Source organism: Neorhizobium sp. DAR64872/K0K18, assembly GCF_050500175.1.
Lineage (GTDB): Bacteria > Pseudomonadota > Alphaproteobacteria > Rhizobiales > Rhizobiaceae > Neorhizobium > Neorhizobium soli.
This window is the reverse complement of the sequence record NZ_CP191446.1, coordinates 2,004,284-2,021,908: the sequence shown is the minus strand read 5'-3', so window position 1 is coordinate 2,021,908 and position 17,625 is coordinate 2,004,284. Positions and strand designations below refer to the sequence as shown.

The following is a 17,625-nucleotide window of genomic DNA, read 5'->3' as shown; positions in this document are numbered from 1 at the left end:
AGAAGCCGGCAAGTTGAATCACTTGCCGGCTTCTTCTGTTTGATATTGCTGTCTTGTTAGCGATCAAGCATTTGCCAGTCGCGGCGTGCTGCGCTTATTCCTTGACCACCAGCAGGTCGCTTGCGGCAAAACGCAGGGTCACGGTTTCGCCGGGCTGCGGCAGGACCTTGTCCGGGGCATTGAACATGTCGAACGAGATTTGGTTGCCGCCGACGACGAACCGTGTGCGCACGACGGATCCTAAGAAATGCGTCGAGACAACGGTGCCGGTCAAAGCCGTATCGCCATTGGCGCTTTCCGACAGCGAACCGGCTTCGGGGCGCAGCGCGATGGAGACGGTGTCTCCCTGGGCCAGCGCGCCGATCGGTTCGCGCAGCGTGATGATGTTGTCGCCGATGCGGATGGTGTTGGCGGCCGGATCGACGACGATCGCATCGATGATGTTGAGCGTGCCGACAAACGAGGCGACGAAGCGGGTGGCCGGGCGGTTGTAGATCTCCGACGGCGTGCCGATCTGGTCGGCGCGACCGGCGTTCATGACGACGATCCGATCCGAGATGGACAGTGCTTCTTCCTGATCGTGGGTGACGAAGACCGTGGTGATGCCGAGCTTCATCTGGATCTGGCGGATTTCCTCACGCAAGGATACGCGGATCTTTGCGTCGAGCGCAGACAGCGGTTCATCCAGCAGCAGGACCTGCGGTTTCGGCGCGAGCGCACGCGCCAGCGCGACGCGCTGCTGCTGGCCGCCGGACATCTGGTACGGGTAGCGGTCGGCCAAATGTTCGAGGCCGATCAGCTTCAGCATTTCCTTCACGCGGGCGTCGATATCCGCCTTCGACATGCCGGCGACCTTGAGGCCGAAGGCGACGTTGTCGAACACGCTCATGTTGGGAAACAGGGCATAGGCCTGGAACACCATGCCGATATTGCGCTGGCTGGTTTTCAGGCCCGACTGATTCTTACCGTTGATGACGATCGTGCCGTCGCTGGGGTTCTCGAACCCGGCGATCATCCTCAGAACCGTGGTCTTGCCGCAACCGGACGGTCCGAGAAAGGAGACAAATTCCCCTTTCTCGATCGCCATATGGAAGTCCTTGACGACCTGCGTCGGACCGAAGCTTTTCTTGATACCGTCGAGAACGAGAAACGACATGAGGTGAAAATCCTTGAGGCGCAGTCCCTAAGCCCGGGAGGGTGCCATCTTGCTGAAACGGGAAACGAGCTGGAGCAGGCCCATCGAAAGCCAGGTGATTGCAAAGGCGATCACGGCGAGCGCCGAAGGCTCATAGGCCTTATTGGCGCCCACGAGCTGGAGATAGGGACCGAATGCGGGTCGGTTGAGGAGGGCGGCCATGGTGAACTCGCCCATCACGATCGCGAAGGTGATGAAGGCGCCCGACAGCACGCCCGACATCACGTTCGGGAAGATGCAGCGAAACAGGATCGTCGGCCATTTGGCGCCAAGGATTTCCGCCGCTTCCGTGAGGGTTCGAACGTCGATGGTGCGCATCGCCGTATCGACCGAGCGATACATGTAGGGCAGCGACAGGGTGATGTAGGACATGACCAGAAGCACGTTGGTGCCGAAGGTCGAACCGGTGAACGGGATGTAGGACGACGAATTGTAGAGCCTGAGATATCCGAAGACGATGACGATCGCCGGGATGACCAGCGGCATCAACGTGATGAACTCCATCACCGGTCGCATCTGGGGGACGCGCAGCCTGACCCAGTAGGCCGTCGGCACGATCAGCAGCATGCCGAAGATGATGGTGAGCAGCGCCATCAGCATGGAGAAGCCGAAGGTCGCCCGGAAGGCGGCATCCGAAAAGACCGAGTCGTAGGCATCGAATGAGTATTCGCCGCGCCGCATGCGCAACGAGAATTCAAACGTGCCGATCAGCGGCACGAAAAAGTAGATGACGCCGATGGCGATGGCGAGCCAGGCGAAGAATTTTGTCATCTTCATCTCGCGCATCCTCACTTCTGCCAGCGTTCGGCGCGCATGCGCAGCCAGATGTACAAGACGTTGGAGGCGCCGGTGATGACGATCATGCCGAGTGCCAGCGCATAGCCGAGGTTCGGATTGTGCAGTACGTCGCCGCGGATTTGCGCATAAAGCAGGATCGGCACGATGTTGAGCGAGGAGCCGGTCAGCGCATAGGCCGTGGCGATCGCGCCGAAGGCGTTGGCGAAGAGAAGCAGGCTGGTGCCGAGGAGGCTTGGCCACAGGATCGGCATCGCCACCATGCGCCAATATTGCCAGGTGGATGCGCCGAGGATCTCGGAGGCTTCACGCCACTCCTTCTTCAGACCGTCGAGTGCCGGGGTCAGGATCAGCACCATCAGCGGGATCTGGAAGAACATGTAGGTGAGGGTCAAGCCCACGAAGGAGAGGAGATTGAAGCCGGTCGAATAGAGATTGAAGCCGAACCAGTCGCGCATGAAGACGGTCACGAGCCCTGTGCGGCCGAGCGTGGCGATAAAGGCGAAGGCGAGGGGCACGCCGGCAAAGTTCGAGGCGACACCGGAGAAAGTCAGGAGGCTCGATCGGATCCAGGACGGCAGGCCACCAAGAACGATTGCCCAGGCGAGCGCAAAGCCGATGATCGCGCCACCGAGCGATGAGGCGAAGGAGACCTTGATCGAGATCCAGTAGGCCGAAAGGATTGTCGGCGTGAACAGGTCCGCGATATTCTTGAAGGTGAATGCCCCGTCCGGCGTGAAGAAGGCGCCGACGACGAGATAGAAGGTCGGGACGATCAGAAACATCAACGCGAAGATCATGAACGGCGCGACGCCGAGCCAATCGACGACGGTACGGCGGTCGATGAAGGACGATGATGCGGTGGACATGAATCCAGTGTTTCTGTCGGAGGAGGAAAAAGGCCTCCCCGCGCCCATGAAAGCGGAGCGGGAAGGCCGTCTAGGCTAGATTACTTGACGTTGGCGCCGACCACGGAATCCCACTTCGTGGTGATCGCGGTCTTGCCGGCAGCCTGCTCTTCGAGTGTCGGGAATACGGCCTTCTCATAGGATGCGGCCGGCGGCAGGGCGTCGAGCAGTGCCTTCGGGATCTTGTTGTTCTTGGCAAGATCGTTGAAACGGATCGGGTGGCAATAGCCCTTCAGCCAACCGAGCTGGCCTTCGTCGGAATAGAGGTATTCCATCCACAGCTTGGCAGCGTTCGGATGCGGTGCGAAAGCGGAGATCGCCTGCACGTAGACGCCCGCGACGACGCCCGACTGCGGAACGACGACTTCATAAGGCGGGTTGCCCTTCAGGCTTTCGCCCCAGGACAGAGCGTTGTAGTCCCAGGCGATGATGATCGGGGTGGAGCCCTGTGCGAACGGGGCAGCCTTGCCGATGACCGGAACGAAGTTGCCGGCCTTGTTGAGTTCTGCGAAGAACTTCAGGCCTTCTTCGCCAGCCTTGGCGGCATCGCCCTTAGCGGCGGAGAGACCGGCAGCATAGACGCCCTGGACAGCCTGGTTGGCAGAGCGCGGGTCGCCGGCGAGTGCGACGGCGTTCGCGTAGTCGGACTTCAGAAGATCCTTCCAGTCCTTCGGCGATTCCTTGACGAGATCCTTGTTCACCATGAACGCGAGAACGCCGTAATAGTCGCCGTACCAGTAGCCTTCAGCATCCTTGGCTTCAGCCGGGATCGAGTCCCAGGTGGAAACCTTGTAAGGCTGGATCAGGCCTTCGGCCTTGGCGGACGGGCCGAAGGACAGACCAACGTCGATCACGTCAGGAGCCTGCGGGCCCTTGTTGCCCTTGTTGGCCTTGATGGCTTCGATTTCGTCGCCCGAGCTCGCGTCCGGGTTCAGTTCGTTGACTTCGATTCCGTACTTGGCCTTGAAGCCGGCGATCACGTCGCCGTAGCCGCACCAGCTGTGGGGCAGGGCGATGGTGGTCAGCGCGCCTTCCTTCTTGGCGGCGGCGATCAGTTCCGCGCTCGGCTCGGCTGCTGCAAGGCTGGTGGAAGCGATGAGGACTGCTGTCGTCAGAGACAGCAGACGATGGGCGTTCTTGAGCACGGGTGTCCTCCTGGGGTTGAGCGTCTCGGCGCGACTCGTAGAGCCATTGTGTGTATCGTATGTGACAGCGCGCATTCCAAGCGCATGCTAGAAATCAGGCCTGTATTTCAGGAATTTAGAAGATATCCCTCACCAATTGAATCCGTTTGTCCGGAGGGAACTGCGCTCGGACACGGCAATCGTGTTTGCCCTGTCATCACTGGTCAATCCTGCCGGTCATACGAAAGCCGTTCCCTCCGGTCTGCGCCGGTTTGTGACAGGATTAACATTCGTTTCCAGGACCGAGTCAACGGGGCCTATGGAGGAGATTTGAGATTACCGTTGACGACGCGGCGGAAGTGAAGAATTCTCGTCGTGGTTAATGCGTGTTCATACTTCACGAAATCGCTTCAAGACCGATGTCGGCGGGATCAAAGGACAGTCATCGCGTCCGGCACTGACTTCACGACCTAGACTATGAACGAGTTTATTCGAAACGAAGCCGCCTACGGTCGAGGCAGGCTTTCGACGGGCCGGTGTGGGAACTCTCCAGCCGGTTTACTGAGAGACCAGGGGAACAGCCAGAGCTGCGGGATACCGACACCGACAAAAGCGGGCGGATCCGGAATGGACGGGGACGGCGGGCCGGACGGCCTCGCTGCCTATTTCTTTGATCAGGAGAGAAGGCATGGAAAGTTCATCAGCGGGCGTCAGCTACAAGAAGGCGGATGCTGCCTATTTCGAAAAGCGCGGGCTTTCGCGCTATGCAGGGGTCTGGTCGCTTTGGGCGCTCGGCGTCGGCGCCGTTATCTCAGGGCATTTCTCGGGCTGGAATTTCGGTTTCGCGACCGGCGGATGGGGAGGGATGCTGGTTGCCGGCATCATCATCGCCGTCATGTATCTCGGCCTGACGTTCTCGATCGCCGAGATGAGCCCGGCGCTGCCGCACACGGGTGCTGCCTATTCCTTTGCGCGAACGGCGATGGGACCCTGGGGCGGCTTCATTACAGGGCTCTGCGAGAACGTCGAATACGTGCTCACGCCCGCCGTCATCGTTACCTTCATTACGGCCTATGTGAATTCGATCCTCGGCCTCGATCCCGTCTACTCGCCGATCCTGTGGATCCTGTTCTACATCATCTTCCTAGCGCTCAACGTGTTCGGCCTCGAACTGTCGTTCAAGGTGACGCTGGTCATCACGATCGTTTCGCTGGCGGTGCTGGTGTTCTTCTGGGTCAGCGCCATCCCCAACATGGACTTTTCCCGCTGGGCGCTGAACATCGGCGTCGGACCTGATGGTGCAGCGATCGAACTGCCTGAAGGCAATGGCGACTGGTTCCCGTTCGGGATCACAGGCGTGCTTGCAACGCTTCCCTTCGCGGTCTGGCTGTTCCTTGCCATCGAACAGTTGCCGCTGGCGGCAGAAGAATTGGTCGATCCGAAGCGTGACATGCCGAAGGGCATCATCCTCGGCATGATGACGCTGATGCTGTCTGCCTTCATGATTGTGCTCCTCAATCCCTCTCTGCCGGGTGTCGGCGCCTTTCATCTAAGTACGGCGCTGGAGCCGCTTCTCGACGGGTTCAAGTCCGTTTATGGCGACGGAGGCGTCGTTATCCTCGGTCTGGTGGCGCTGACGGGTCTGATCGCCAGCTTCCATACGATCCTCTATGCACAGGGTCGCCAGATCTACTCGCTCTCGAGGGCCGGCTATTTCCCGACGGCGCTCTCGGTCACGCATCCGACCTACAAGACGCCCTACGTTGCGATGCTGGCTGGAGCGCTGGTCGGTCTTGCCGTGATGCTGGTCATCTGGTTTTCGCTCGGTGCAGAAGCAGGCGGCAGCGCCATCGGCAGCGTGTTGCTCAACATGGCGGTGTTCGGCGCGATGTTCTCCTACATCATGCAGGCGATCTCGTTCATCATCCTGCGCAAGAAACTGCCCAATATCGAGCGGCCGTTCCGGTCTCCACTGGGCATCCCGGGTGCCGTCCTGACGATCGTCATCGCCGTGGTGACGCTTCTCTATCAGGTTCAGGATCCCAACTTCTTCAAGGGCGTCGTCTGGGTGGTGATCTGGTTTGCTGTCGCGATCGCCTATTTCGCGCTTGTTGGCCGCCATCGTCTGATCCTTTCGCCGGAAGAAGAGTTCGCGATGGAGCACAAGCAGGCGGCAGCGCTGGTCTGATCCCCAGACATCCGTGATCAACATGTGGCCCGCGATCGCTTCGCGGGCCACATTTGCATTCTCAGCCTTTTTAGGTCGGCATGCTGAAATGTGACAGGCAATATGCGTTAACCCTTAATTTACGTCTCGTTAACCAAGTTCATGAAGAATACGTTAACTGCGCATGAAGCGGCGTGGTGGTGAGCGATGCGGCTCTATTTCATCAAGGACCGAGAATGCCCGTAATTTCATTTGCCAATGCCAAGGGCGGTGCCGGCAAGACGACTGCAGCCCTGCTGCTTGCCACGGAACTCGCCCACCAGGGATTTCGCATCACGATCATCGATGCCGATCCGCAGAAGTGGATCAGCCAGTGGTGCGAGATCTCCGGCCCCGTGCCCAACCTCTCGGTGATTTCAGAAGTCACGACGGCGTCGCTTCCATGCCACCTGCGCGAGATGGCATCTTCGACCGACTACTTCATCATCGATCTTGCCGGCGCGCGAGACGCGCTGGTAACCACTGCAATCGGGCTTTCCAACCACGTCATCATCCCGGTCCAGGGCTCGGCGATGGATGCGAAGGGCGCAGCACAGATTCTCGATCTGCTCGCGCAGATGAAGGACAAGGCCAAGCTCGACATTCCCCATTCCGTCGTCCTTACCCGTGTCACCTCGATGGTAACGACGCGAGCTATGCTGGCGATCAAGGGGTTGCTGGCGGCCAAGGGCGTCAATGTGCTGGAGACGTCGATCGGCGAACGGGTCGCGTTCAAGGAATTGTTCGAGACCGGCGGAACCCTGCACACGCTCGACGCGACAAAGGTCAGCAATGTCGACAAGGCAAAAGACAATGCGCGCAGTTTCGCTCAGGAAGTGATGCGCATGATGCCTGTCCGCGTCGTGCGCTCGATGGGATCGAAACTGTTTCCGTTTCGCCGCAACGCCGCCTGAAGCCAATTTAACGTAGCCATAAAAAAAGCCTCTCCGGTTTGCCGGAGAGGCTTTTTGCGTTGTTAAGTCTGGCAAAACCTACTCGAGGAATTCGACGGTCGTGCCGGGCTTGACCATCTTGGCAAGTTCCGTCGCATCCCAATTGGTGAGGCGCACGCAGCCGTGGCTGTTGGTCTTGCCGATCTTGGAAGGCTCCGGCGTGCCGTGAATGCCGTAGGTGGGTTTCGACAAGGCGATCCAGACCGTGCCAACCGGGCCGTTCGGACCCGGAGGGATCTGAAGGATCTGGGTATTGTTGCCCTGTGTGAAGTTGATCTTCGGATTGTAGGTGTAGCCCGGATCGAGCGCGATGCGCTGGACCGTATGGTTGCCCGACGGCGATGGCGTATCGCTCGAACCGATCGTGGCCGGATAAGCCGAAATCAGAACGCCGTCTTCACCGTAGGCGAAGACCTGCTTGCGATACTTATCGGCAACGATCCGCGTCACCTGTCCGGTCTTCGGCGTGCCGGGGTTGATCACCTTGATCGTCATGCCGGGAATGGTGAAGTCGACGTTCGGGTTGAGCGACTTCAGGTAGTTCTCGTCCATGTGGAACTGCTCGGCGAGCTTTTCGGTCACGGATGTGTAGGACATCGCCGGCAGAGTGGCCTTGTGAGCGTAGTCTTCCGGGATAGACGCAACATATGGTCCGGCAGCGTCCGCGGCCGTGATCGTATAATCGATGATCGGCAGGCCGCCCGAATAGGTCAGGCGCTGCATGATGTCTTCGGAATTGTTCGGATCAAGCGTCTCGCCGGTCATTTCCTGCCAGGCGGCGATCGCCTTGTTGACGTTGTCGCCAAGATGGCCGTCGATCACACCCGGCGAAATGCCCTCGCGGTCAAGAAACACCTGGAGTGCGGCGATCTCGGCCTGCGGCTTCTTAGTGACGGTGATGACCGGTTTGGCATCATGCTGCGGTGCCGGAAGCTGCGAGCCCGCATTCGGGTCGATCGAGGCTTCTTCGGGCTCGGAATAGTTCTCGTCGATGCCGGGAAGTGCATCGTTGGTAAGTGGCTCGCGGGTAATCGAACCGGGGCCGGCAATCGACCCGGTCACGGCACCCGGTTCTTCACCGGGACGATACTGGCGGTAATCATGATATCCGCCCTGGTCTTGCGGATACTGATCCTGCGGCTGATAGACAGTGTCGCGACGGTTGTGGTAGCCACTCGGTGCCGGCGGATATTCCGCCTCCTGGGGACGGTAGGCATCCTGGCGCGTTTCGGTCGCAACGATGTTTCCGCGGCGATCGAGATAGACGCGGCGGCCCATACCGTCGCGGCTGATCACCACGTCGCGCGGATCCGGCATGTAGTCGAGTATGGCGCCGTCAGGTGCCACGAGGGTCGTCTGCTGCTGATAGCGATATCCGCTCTGAGCCTGCGCCGACGATGGCCCGAAGGCTGCTGATATTGCCATTAGGCCGATACTTGCGAGAATGAGACGCTTCACGTTTCCACCGAAAGAAATTATTCCGTCTACGGTAAGCGGGGAAATGCGCATATGGTTCCCGACTCCGTATCTGGTGCCATAGACAACGTAATTTCGACTTTACCGTGAGAAAAGTGAATTCGTTATGAACCGATGGTTAAATTCGATCACGATCCGGCGAGAGGCGCCGTGAGGGAGGTTTTATGAAAGCGTTTTCAGCAGGAAACGGGCCGAAGCTCACTCTGGACGAGGGATCGGTGCTGGATATCGGCGCCTGTTTCGTCGGCGGCATCGACATCGCGCCCGGCCGGGCCATTCCTGACGATGGCGATCCGCGAATCGACCATTCGCTGGAAGGGTTTTTGTTTACCTGCGGTCCCGACCACATCCGTCATCCCGAACCCATACCCGGTCGTCCCGATGGCGCGAAGTTTCCGCTGCACGGCTCCTACTCGTCGCACCCGGCCGAGATCGTGTTCTGGGATATGCAGGAGGATGCCGAATGCCGGGCGCGCGTTCCGGTCACGACAGCCGAGGGGGGATCCGCGCTTCTGGAACGCCACTGGCGGATTGATGGAGTGACCGGAGAAGTCTGCCTGTCCGACAGGGTGACGAACACTGGAACGAAAGCCATCGCCCGGGTGCATATGTACCATATGAATATCGGGGCCTGGCTGCTGGACGACAACGTCCGTCTTTCGAGCGCGATGTTAGAGCAAAAAGAGATGCCCTGGAATTTCGGGCCCGAGCCAGGGAGCGTGTTCTGCGTGCCGGCAGCGGGCGGCGATCCCTGGGCGGAACTGGCCTTGGGACCGATCGCGGCGCTCGGTGGTCTCACGCTCAAAGTGCGTTTCAAGACCGACACGCTTCCATACCTGCAGATGTGGCGCAACCAGAAGCAGCCGGCGCATGTGCTGGGGATCGAGCCGGTCTCGCACCGGCTGGCCACCCGCGGCGAACTGGAGGCGTCAGGCGAGCTGAAATGGCTTCAACCCGGCGAAAGCGTCGACTACGGCCTGCGCTTCGTGTTTGCGTAAATGGCCGCTTGGCGATTGACGCTCCCCGGGGTGCATCGTAAAGCTTGCCCCCTATCGAGAATGGAGGCTCTGCCATGGATATCCGCGAGATCAACGACGAATACTCGGTCTCAGGCCAGATCACGGTCGAAGACCTCGACCAGATCAAGGCGCTCGGCTTCAAGTCCATCGTCTGCAACCGCCCCGACGAGGAAGAGCCCGGCCAGCCGGATTTCGCCGCGATCGAGGCACGCGCGAAGGAGCTCGGTCTCGACATCCGCCATATTCCGGTCGGCCGCATGGGCCTGACACCCGAAGGCGTGACCGAGATGGTCGACGTGCTCGAAGATTTCCCCAAGCCGCTGCTTGGCTATTGCCGCTCGGGCGCACGCTCCACGGCGATCTACGAACAGAGCCTGCGCCTGCGCGGCTGATCGGTTCGAAAGCTTTTCCACGCAAGGGCGCGGTATGCCACGCCCTGCATTTCCGAAGCTCAGCATTCAGGAGCATTTTATGAGCATTCAGCGTATCGAGCCCGGCGCCCGCATGAGCGGCGCCGTCGTCCATGGCAACACCGTCTATCTGGCCGGCCAGGTTGGCGAAGGCGACAGCGTCACCGACCAGTGCAAGGACGCGCTTGCCGAAGTCGATCGTCTGCTGGCTGCTGTCGGTTCCGACAAGTCGAAGATCCTGCAGACCCTGATCTATCTCTCCGACATCGCGGATTTCGCTGAAATGAACGCGGCTTGGGAAGCATGGGTCGATCCGGCCAATACACCGGCCCGCGCTACCAGCGAAGCCAAGCTTGCTGCGCCGAAGTACAAGGTCGAATTCATCGTTACCGCAGCGATCTGATCGGCCGGTTCATACTGACATGAAAAAGGGGGCCGGTGAAAACCGGCCCCCTTTTTGTATCAACGATCCCTTGGGATCACGGCTCGCCCGGCGTCATGCCGATGAAGTAGTAAGCCGCGAGTGCGAGACCGATAAAAAAGATGACGGCGACGAAGGTCGTCATGCCACCCAGTGCTTTGCGTTTTGTGTCATTTGCCATGCGCCATCAACGGCATGGCCGGCGGAATGTTCCGCCGGGTGATTGCGCAGATGCCGCCGTTTCAGTTCCTGTTGCGGATCTGCGTCAGCGTTTTGGCCGGCGTGATCGCTTCCGGATCGAGCCTGACTTCGATGATGGCCGGCTTTCCGCTTTCGCGGGCACGCAGGTAAGCGGGACCGAAATCCTCCGTCTTCTCGACCAGCTCGCCATGCCCGCCGAAGGCTTGCGCATAGGCGACGAAATCCGGATTGACGAGATCCGTCGCCGACACGCGGCCGGGATATTCCCGTTCCTGATGCATGCGGATCGTGCCGTAGATGCCGTTGTTGACGAGGACAGTGATGATCGGCAATCCGTAGCGGACGGCGGTTATGAATTCCTGCCCGTGCATCATGAAGCAGCCATCGCCGGCAAAGCAGACGACTTCACGATCCGGAAACAGCTGCTTGGCGGCGACTGCTGCCGGAAGGCCGTAGCCCATCGATCCTGATGTCGGTGCCGACTGCGTGTTGTATTTCCGGAACCGGTGGTACCGGTGCACCCAGGTGGCGTAGTTGCCGGCGCCGTTGGTGAAGATCGCGTCAATCGGAACGTTTTCCTCGATCCAGGCCATGATCGGTCCCATGTGGACGTTGCCGGGGCCGCTTTTCGGGGGCGTCGACCACTTCAGATAGGAATCGTGCATCGACGACTTGCGCTCGGTCCAGAGCGGCAGTGCCGGCGGCTGAAGATCCTTGATGGCTGCGACGAATTCTGCCGGTGCCGCGCAGATCGCCAGATCCGGGCGGTACATCCGTCCAAGCTCTTCCGGATCCGGGTAGACGTGGACCAGTGTCTGCTTGGGGTAGGGAATGTCGAGGAGCGTATAGGAGGAGGACGGCATTTCCGACATGCGGGCGCCGATGAGGATCAGCAGATCGCTATCCTTGATTTCATAGGCAAGCGCCGGGTTGATGCCGATGCCGACATCGCCGGCATAGGATGGGTGGAGGTGATCAAACAGCATCTGGCGACGGAACGAGCAGCCGACCGGCAGCTTGAAGCGGCTCGCAAAATCCTGGAAATCCGAGACCGTTTTCTCGTCCCAGCGGGTGCCGCCAAGGATCACCATCGGCCGGCGGGCATTGCGCAGCATCTCGTCGAGGGTCGCGATCTGGCTCTTGCCGGGATGGCTTTCGACCGGGGTATAGGGGCGGGCCTGAACCGCCTCGACCGCTTCCGTCAGCATGTCCTCGGGCAGTGTCAGCACGACCGGGCCGGGGCGACCGGAGGTGGCGACGGCAAAGGCGCGGGTGACGAATTCCGGAATGCGGCGGGCATCGTCGATCTCGCCGACCCATTTTGCGAACTCGGTAAAGGCGCGGCGGTATTCGACTTCCTGGAAGGCTTCGCGTTCCTTCATGTCGCGGCCGATCTGGCCGATGAACAGGATCATCGGGATCGAATCCTGCTTGGCGATGTGTAGACCGGCCGACGCGTTGGTGGCGCCGGGGCCGCGGGTGACTATGCAGATGCCGGGTTCGCCGGTCAGACGACCCCAACTATCGGCCATCATCGCCGCGCCGCCTTCCTGGCGGCAGACGAGAACCTCGATACCGCTTTCATAGAGCGCATCGAGCACGGCGAGATAGCTCTCGCCCGGAACGCAGGACACTCTGCTGACCCCGTTTGCCTTCAGTGCCTCGACGATCAGTTCTCCACCCGTTTTCATCGATTGCGTTCCTTCTCGATCATATTCAGTTCGGCAAGAATTTCGGCCGTATGCTCGCCCACGTTCGGGCTCGGCCGGTGATAGGCAAGCGGCGTCTCCGATAGCACGATCGGGCTGCGGACGCCGGGAATGACGGTGCCGTCGGCGGCTTCTAGATCGACACGCAGGCCGCGCGCCTTGACTTGAGGATCCTCGAACATTTCACCGATCGAATTGATCGGTCCGACCGGCACGGCATTGTCGCCGCAGGCGGACAAGAGATCAGCCTTGGTCCACTTGATCGTCTCGGCGATCAGGAGACTGCGGACCTCGATCCGGTGCGCGACACGCGCCTTGTTGGTGGAAAACCGCTCGTCATCCGCGACGTGCTCGATGCCGAGAATTCGGCAGAAGCGGCGGAACTGGCCGTCATTGCCAACGGCGAGAATGATGTAGCCGTCCTGGACGTTGATCACCTCATAAGGAGAGATGTTCGGATGGGCGTTGCCGAGGCGGACCGGCGAGATGCCTGATATCAGGTAGTTCATGTTCTGGTTGGCGAGGACCGCCGACATGACATCGAGCAGCGCCATATCGATATGCTGGCCTTCGCCCGTCCTCATGACGTGGATCAGCGCGCTCTGGATGGCGGTGACGGAATAGATGCCGGTAAAGATGTCGGCGATGGCGACGCCCGACTTCATCGGCTGGCCGTCGGGTTCGCCAGTGATCGACATGAAGCCGGACATGCCCTGGACGATATAGTCGTAGCCGGCAAGGCTCGCATAGGGCCCGTCCTGGCCGAAACCGGTAATCGAGCAATAGACCAGTTTCGGATTGATCGCCTTCAGGCTCTCGTAGTCGAGCCCGTATTTGTTGAGGCCGCCGACCTTGAAGTTCTCGATCAGGACGTCCGACTGCGCGGCGAGGCGGCGGACGATGTCCTGGCCTTCTTCGGTCTTGAGATCGACCGCGATCGACCGCTTTCCCCGGTTGGTCGAATGGTAATAGGCGGCAGAGAGGTTTTCGCCGTCGACGCTTTCGACGAAGGGAGGGCCCCAAGCGCGGGTATCGTCGCCGCCGTCAGGGTTTTCGACCTTGACCACATCGGCACCCATATCGGCCAGCATCTGGCCGGCCCAGGGGCCTGCCAGCACGCGGGCCAGTTCGAGAACGCGGATGCCGGCGAGCGGCGGCTTTTTCTTCGACTCATCCATGATCAGGGGCTTACCACTGTGTTTTCGCTGTTGGTGACGGGCTTGAGCGAGGCGGCGCGGCGTTCGCGCCAGATGATGTAGAGGCCTGACCCGATGATGATGGAGATTCCGAGCCATTTGACCGGATCCGGGAAGTCGCCGAACACCAGCCAGCCCAGCAAAGTGGCCGAGACGATCTCGAAATACTGCAGCGGCGCAATGACCGAGGCGGGCGCGGCGCGATAGGCATAGACGGCAAGCAGGCCGGAGAGGGCAGCGACCGTGCCGACGCCGACCATCCATGTGGTCGTCGTCAAATCGGGGATCGACGGGGCCATGAATTCGATGCCGCTGACATGACCGATCAGGAGGAGGGCACCTGATATCGGAATTCCCCAGAGCGACATCTGAAACTGCATCGACCATGGGTTTTCGCGATGGGCGAGCGCCCGCGTCATCAGGGCGAAGACGGCGACGCCGAAAGCTGTGACCACGGGCAATACCGCGATATAGCCAATTTCCTGGAAGCTCGGGCGGATGACGATCATCGCGCCCAGGAAGCCGACGCCGCAAGCCGTGTAGCGCCGCCAGCCGATGATTTCCTTGAGGAAGATCGACGACATGACGGTGAGGATAATCGGCTCGACGAAGAAGATCGCGACGGCATCGGCAACTTCCATGACGGCGAGCGTTGCGACGAAGCAGATCATCGAGAGCGTGATCACGGCCGCGCGGATGGCGTGATAGAAACTGAGCTCCCAGGAGAAATTGCGCCATGACCCGGTCCACAGCACGATCGGCAGCATGCAAAGGCCCTGGACAATGAAGCGCACCATCGTGATGAGCGTCGGGGAGGCGTTGGCAGTTGCAAGCTTGGAAAACACGTCGATCAGCGGCGTGATCAGCATGGCAAGCAGCATCAGGCCCATGCCGGCGGAAATGCCGGACGCTTGCAGAGCAGGTCTCGTATGCGCATGCGGTGACGTCATGGCAAAGCTATACCTTCGGCATTCTCCGAGCGCACTTGAGGAAATGTCATGAACTCATTCCGTTTGCGTGCGGGTATCGCGCGACGGATCTGAGCGACGCGAGGTGAGCGTTTTCGCCCATTCGGCGAAGGCGTTGGTCGCGCGGTCCCGGACGCGATCGTTCAGGGTCTCGTGGCGGGTTTGCGGGTAGATGATCGTCTCGACATTGTGCATGCCGCTTTTCTGGAACCTGTCCGCGAGCCAGCGGATGGCGCGCCCTCCATCCGTCGCCGGATCGTCCGTGCCACCGACCAGATTGACCGGCAAGTCGTCGGGCAGGCGGTCCAGAAGTGCGGGGCCCCGGTAGGACATCTCGAAGATGTCGAGCCAGAGCGAGACGCTGGCATCGAAACCGCAGAGCGGGTCGGCAACATAGGCATCGACTTCGGTTTGGTCGTGGCTCAGCCAGTCGAAATCCGTGCGATGGCCGGGGATCGATTTTCCCCATGCGCCGAAAGTCAGTTTCGGCAGATGCGTGCTTGGAACATCAGACCCTTTTAGCGCGCGCTCGACAAGCAGAATTGCTTGGGCACCGCGCCCGGCGAGGCCTGGATTGAAGTTGGAGTTCCAGACGGCAATCCCGTCGAAGGCCTGCGGATAATCGATCGCGGCATTGAGGGCGATGAGGCCGCCCATCGAATGCCCCAAGAGAATGATCGGCAGGCCCGGATGCCCCTTGGCGGCGAGATCGCGAACCGCTTTCACATCCGCGGTCACGATGCTTGCACCGTCCCGCAAGGCAAATCGGCCGATCGGTAAGCCGGGTGCCGTGGTCTCGCCATGGCCGCGATGGTCGGGCGCATAGACATGAAAACCGTGCGTCGCCATCGCCTCGGCAAACCGCCGGTAACGGCGGGAATGGTCGGCGAGACCGTGCAAGACGAGGATGACGCCACGGCCGTCCGATGTCGCGGGTTGATAATGAAATGCTAGGCGCGCGCCCGTCGAACTATCGAGCCAGTTGGTTGTGTCAAACATCGCTATTCCTGCGGCACCGACGCTGTCAGTCGCTTGTCCTGCCCGGCCGCTTCTCCCGTTCGATCTTTCGCAGAGGCAATCCGGTAGCGCAATGTTAATTCAAGCTAGGTAAGCCGGTGCTGAAGGGCAAAACGCAGGTGGCTTCGAGGATGGCTGGCGCGAGGAGAGGCGAGGCAGGCGCGTCATCGACGCGGCAGGAAGGATCGCTTCTGCGGATCTTTTTCGTTGTCTACCTGACGGCAATCCTTTTGCTGCTACTCGACCTTTCCGATGGACGGCTGTTCTTCGCGGATGTGGATGATGTTCTCAGGGGCGTTCAGATTCGCCATCTGTTATCCGCATCCGGGTCCTTCTGGGACCTGACATTGCCGATGATCGACAGCCCAGGGATCTACGTCTCGCCCTGGTCTCGTCTCGTCGACCTTCCCTATGCCGGCCTTTCGCTTCTGCTGACGCCGCTGCTCGGCCGCGACGGCGCCATCTCCGCATCCCTGCTGATCTGGCCGCCGATGCTGCTTTCGGTCTATGGGCTGTTTGTTGCCATGATCTGGAAACGCATTGCTCCGATCACCGAGGGTATTCATTATCTCCGGCTGGCGGCTGGGACGTTTGCGATGCTGTATGCGGTCTTCGAATTTGTGCCCGGTCGGATCGACCATCACAATGTCCAGATCGTTGCTTTGATGGCCGTCGCCTACGGTCTTGTCCGCTTCGATCGTATCGGCGGTATCGTTGTCGGGGTAGGCACCGTCATGTCGGTCGCCATCGCACTCGAAGGTCTGCCGTTCCTGGTCATCATGTTCGGCGGACTTGTTGTGGCATTCGTCGCAGGGGCGACCAGGGCGGCCGAAGCGCTTTCGGCGGCCTCGGCCACAATATGTATCGCCACTGTTCCAACAGCTTTGGCACTGCTTGGTGCCTCGGGTACGATGTCGACGCAGTGCGATGCGTTTTCTGCACCCTATATCGTTCTTCTTGTCGGTCTGTCCGGCACATCCTGGATTGCCTGCAGATGTTTCGCCGATGCATCCGGCTGGGTAAAACTCGCCGTTCTTGCCGCTGCCTCGATCGGCGTCATCGTTGCAACCGGAATCTCTTTTCCTGAATGCCTTGCGGGCCCCTATGCCGGGATGGATCCGCTCGCCAAGCAGCTATGGTTCGACCGGGTGCCGCAGGAGCAGGGACTGCTCCATTATGCAGGCGGCTCGCCGTTGCCGGGCATCTTGTTGATCGGTATTTTCCTCACCATACTGGCTCTTGCGGCGCCACGGGTCTTGAGTGAGGTTCGCGGCGGTAATCCTGCCCTTGCGATCCTGTTCGTCACCGCACTCGTCAGTGTGCTTCTGGCAACCGGTCTGCTTCGCTATATCCGCTTTCCATTCGTCTTCGCCGCACTTTTCGTGCCACTGGCGCTCCGCCATATCGATCAGACATCAAGGCAGCCCGGCCGAGCGTCAAGGACCTTGTTCAGCGTCGGGACCGGCGTCTTTCTGCTCATGGTCGGTCTCTGGAGCCTTTCGCGGCCACAAACGATACACGGCGATGCCGTTCAGGCGATGACCATCGACGACTGCAAGGCCGGCGACATGTCCGCTCTCTCAAATCTCGGAGAAGGGCATCTTCTAGCACCCCCGACACTTGCCATGTCGGTGCTGAGGAACCCGATGCCTTCAGGGCTGACGGTCGGGCCGATTCCGTTTCATCGGGCCTCACACGGGATGGCGAACGCCTATACAGCCCTCATCACAACCGACCCAGAGACGCGTCGCGAAGCGCTTGCACCGTTCGATTATGTGGCGGTCTGCCGTTTCCCTGCGCAGGCTGAGCCTGGATCGGCGCCGCTCTACGATGCATTGTCCGCGGGCAAGGACTGGCCCGGTCTCGCACGGCTCGAGACCGGTCCCGCAAATCCGTTTCAGCTTTTCCGGATCGACCACGCAAACCTGCACTAGATTGCCTCCCCTGCCACGATTCCGGACGTAAAGCGCATGGTTTGCGCCTCGTATGCGTTGCTCCCAAGCCCGTCTTCGCCTACATAGCGGGCA

Annotated in this window: 16 protein-coding genes; 6 read left to right on the top strand and 10 right to left on the bottom strand. The window is 60.3% G+C overall.

All coding sequences use genetic code 11. The features are described from left to right. Positions 1-94: 94 nt before the first annotated feature. The 4 genes from ACQY1P_RS15325 to ACQY1P_RS15310 all read right to left on the bottom strand — a co-directional run bounded on the left by ACQY1P_RS15325 (position 95) and on the right by ACQY1P_RS15310 (position 4,043). Entirely contained in the window at positions 95-1,156 is a 1,062-nt protein-coding gene (locus tag ACQY1P_RS15325; RefSeq protein WP_430254170.1) for an ABC transporter ATP-binding protein, read from the bottom strand. 27 nt (positions 1,157-1,183) lie between these two features. Next, the gene (locus ACQY1P_RS15320; protein ID WP_113167065.1) at positions 1,184-1,972 is read right to left on the bottom strand and encodes an ABC transporter permease; all 789 of its coding nucleotides are present in this window, start codon (positions 1,970-1,972) and stop codon (positions 1,184-1,186) included. 11 nt (positions 1,973-1,983) lie between these two features. Then, positions 1,984-2,859 carry an ABC transporter permease gene (locus tag ACQY1P_RS15315; RefSeq protein ID WP_430254168.1) on the bottom strand — a complete coding sequence of 292 codons (876 nt, stop codon included), beginning with the start codon at positions 2,857-2,859 and terminating at the stop codon, positions 1,984-1,986. A gap of 80 nt (positions 2,860-2,939) precedes the next feature. Next, positions 2,940-4,043: an ABC transporter substrate-binding protein gene (locus tag ACQY1P_RS15310; protein ID WP_062581155.1), complete on the bottom strand. Its 1,104-nt coding sequence runs from the start codon at positions 4,041-4,043 to the stop codon at positions 2,940-2,942. Positions 4,044-4,710: 667 nt separating this feature from the next. Between ACQY1P_RS15310 and ACQY1P_RS15305 the strand changes: the two genes are divergently transcribed. Continuing rightward, positions 4,711-6,210 carry an amino acid permease gene (locus ACQY1P_RS15305; protein ID WP_430251405.1) on the top strand — a complete coding sequence of 500 codons (1,500 nt, stop codon included), beginning with the start codon at positions 4,711-4,713 and terminating at the stop codon, positions 6,208-6,210. Positions 6,211-6,425: 215 nt separating this feature from the next. Continuing rightward, the gene (locus ACQY1P_RS15300; protein WP_062456077.1) at positions 6,426-7,142 is read left to right on the top strand and encodes a ParA family protein; all 717 of its coding nucleotides are present in this window, start codon (positions 6,426-6,428) and stop codon (positions 7,140-7,142) included. 78 nt (positions 7,143-7,220) lie between these two features. Here ACQY1P_RS15300 and ACQY1P_RS15295 read toward each other — a convergent pair whose 3' ends face one another. Next, positions 7,221-8,639 (bottom strand): L,D-transpeptidase, encoded by a 1,419-nt coding sequence (locus ACQY1P_RS15295; protein ID WP_430254166.1) that lies wholly within the window; start codon positions 8,637-8,639, stop codon positions 7,221-7,223. Between the two features lie 182 nt (positions 8,640-8,821). Here ACQY1P_RS15295 and ACQY1P_RS15290 point away from each other — a divergent pair, with 182 nt between their 5' ends. The 3 genes from ACQY1P_RS15290 (at position 8,822) to ACQY1P_RS15280 (ending at position 10,489) form a co-directional block, all read left to right on the top strand. Beyond that, complete coding sequence (locus ACQY1P_RS15290) at positions 8,822-9,655, top strand: DUF4432 family protein (RefSeq protein WP_113167048.1); 834 nt, start codon at positions 8,822-8,824, stop codon at positions 9,653-9,655. Between the two features lie 74 nt (positions 9,656-9,729). Then, complete coding sequence (locus ACQY1P_RS15285) at positions 9,730-10,068, top strand: TIGR01244 family sulfur transferase (protein WP_062456086.1); 339 nt, start codon at positions 9,730-9,732, stop codon at positions 10,066-10,068. Positions 10,069-10,147: 79 nt separating this feature from the next. Further along, the gene (locus tag ACQY1P_RS15280) at positions 10,148-10,489 is read left to right on the top strand and encodes a RidA family protein (protein WP_062581144.1); all 342 of its coding nucleotides are present in this window, start codon (positions 10,148-10,150) and stop codon (positions 10,487-10,489) included. A 76-nt stretch (positions 10,490-10,565) separates the two neighbouring features. Here ACQY1P_RS15280 and ACQY1P_RS15275 read toward each other — a convergent pair whose 3' ends face one another. The 5 genes from ACQY1P_RS15275 to ACQY1P_RS15255 form a co-directional block, all read right to left on the bottom strand. Then, a complete protein-coding gene (locus tag ACQY1P_RS15275) occupies positions 10,566-10,688 on the bottom strand; it encodes a hypothetical protein (RefSeq protein ID WP_256413794.1) in 123 nt (40 codons plus the stop codon). Positions 10,689-10,749: 61 nt separating this feature from the next. Further along, on the bottom strand, positions 10,750-12,399 hold the full coding sequence (locus ACQY1P_RS15270; RefSeq protein ID WP_430254163.1) for a thiamine pyrophosphate-binding protein: 1,650 nt from the start codon (positions 12,397-12,399) through the stop codon (positions 10,750-10,752). After that, positions 12,396-13,595: a CaiB/BaiF CoA transferase family protein gene (locus ACQY1P_RS15265; RefSeq protein ID WP_430254161.1), complete on the bottom strand. Its 1,200-nt coding sequence runs from the start codon at positions 13,593-13,595 to the stop codon at positions 12,396-12,398. The genes ACQY1P_RS15270 and ACQY1P_RS15265 overlap by 4 nt, the downstream gene beginning before the upstream one ends. 2 nt (positions 13,596-13,597) lie before the next feature. After that, complete coding sequence (locus ACQY1P_RS15260; protein WP_062456098.1) at positions 13,598-14,563, bottom strand: DMT family transporter; 966 nt, start codon at positions 14,561-14,563, stop codon at positions 13,598-13,600. Between the two features lie 54 nt (positions 14,564-14,617). After that, positions 14,618-15,580 carry a lysophospholipase gene (locus ACQY1P_RS15255; protein ID WP_430254159.1) on the bottom strand — a complete coding sequence of 321 codons (963 nt, stop codon included), beginning with the start codon at positions 15,578-15,580 and terminating at the stop codon, positions 14,618-14,620. Positions 15,581-15,729: 149 nt separating this feature from the next. Here ACQY1P_RS15255 and ACQY1P_RS15250 point away from each other — a divergent pair, with 149 nt between their 5' ends. Then, positions 15,730-17,532: a hypothetical protein gene (locus ACQY1P_RS15250; RefSeq protein ID WP_430254157.1), complete on the top strand. Its 1,803-nt coding sequence runs from the start codon at positions 15,730-15,732 to the stop codon at positions 17,530-17,532. The last annotated feature ends 93 nt before the right edge of the window (positions 17,533-17,625 follow it).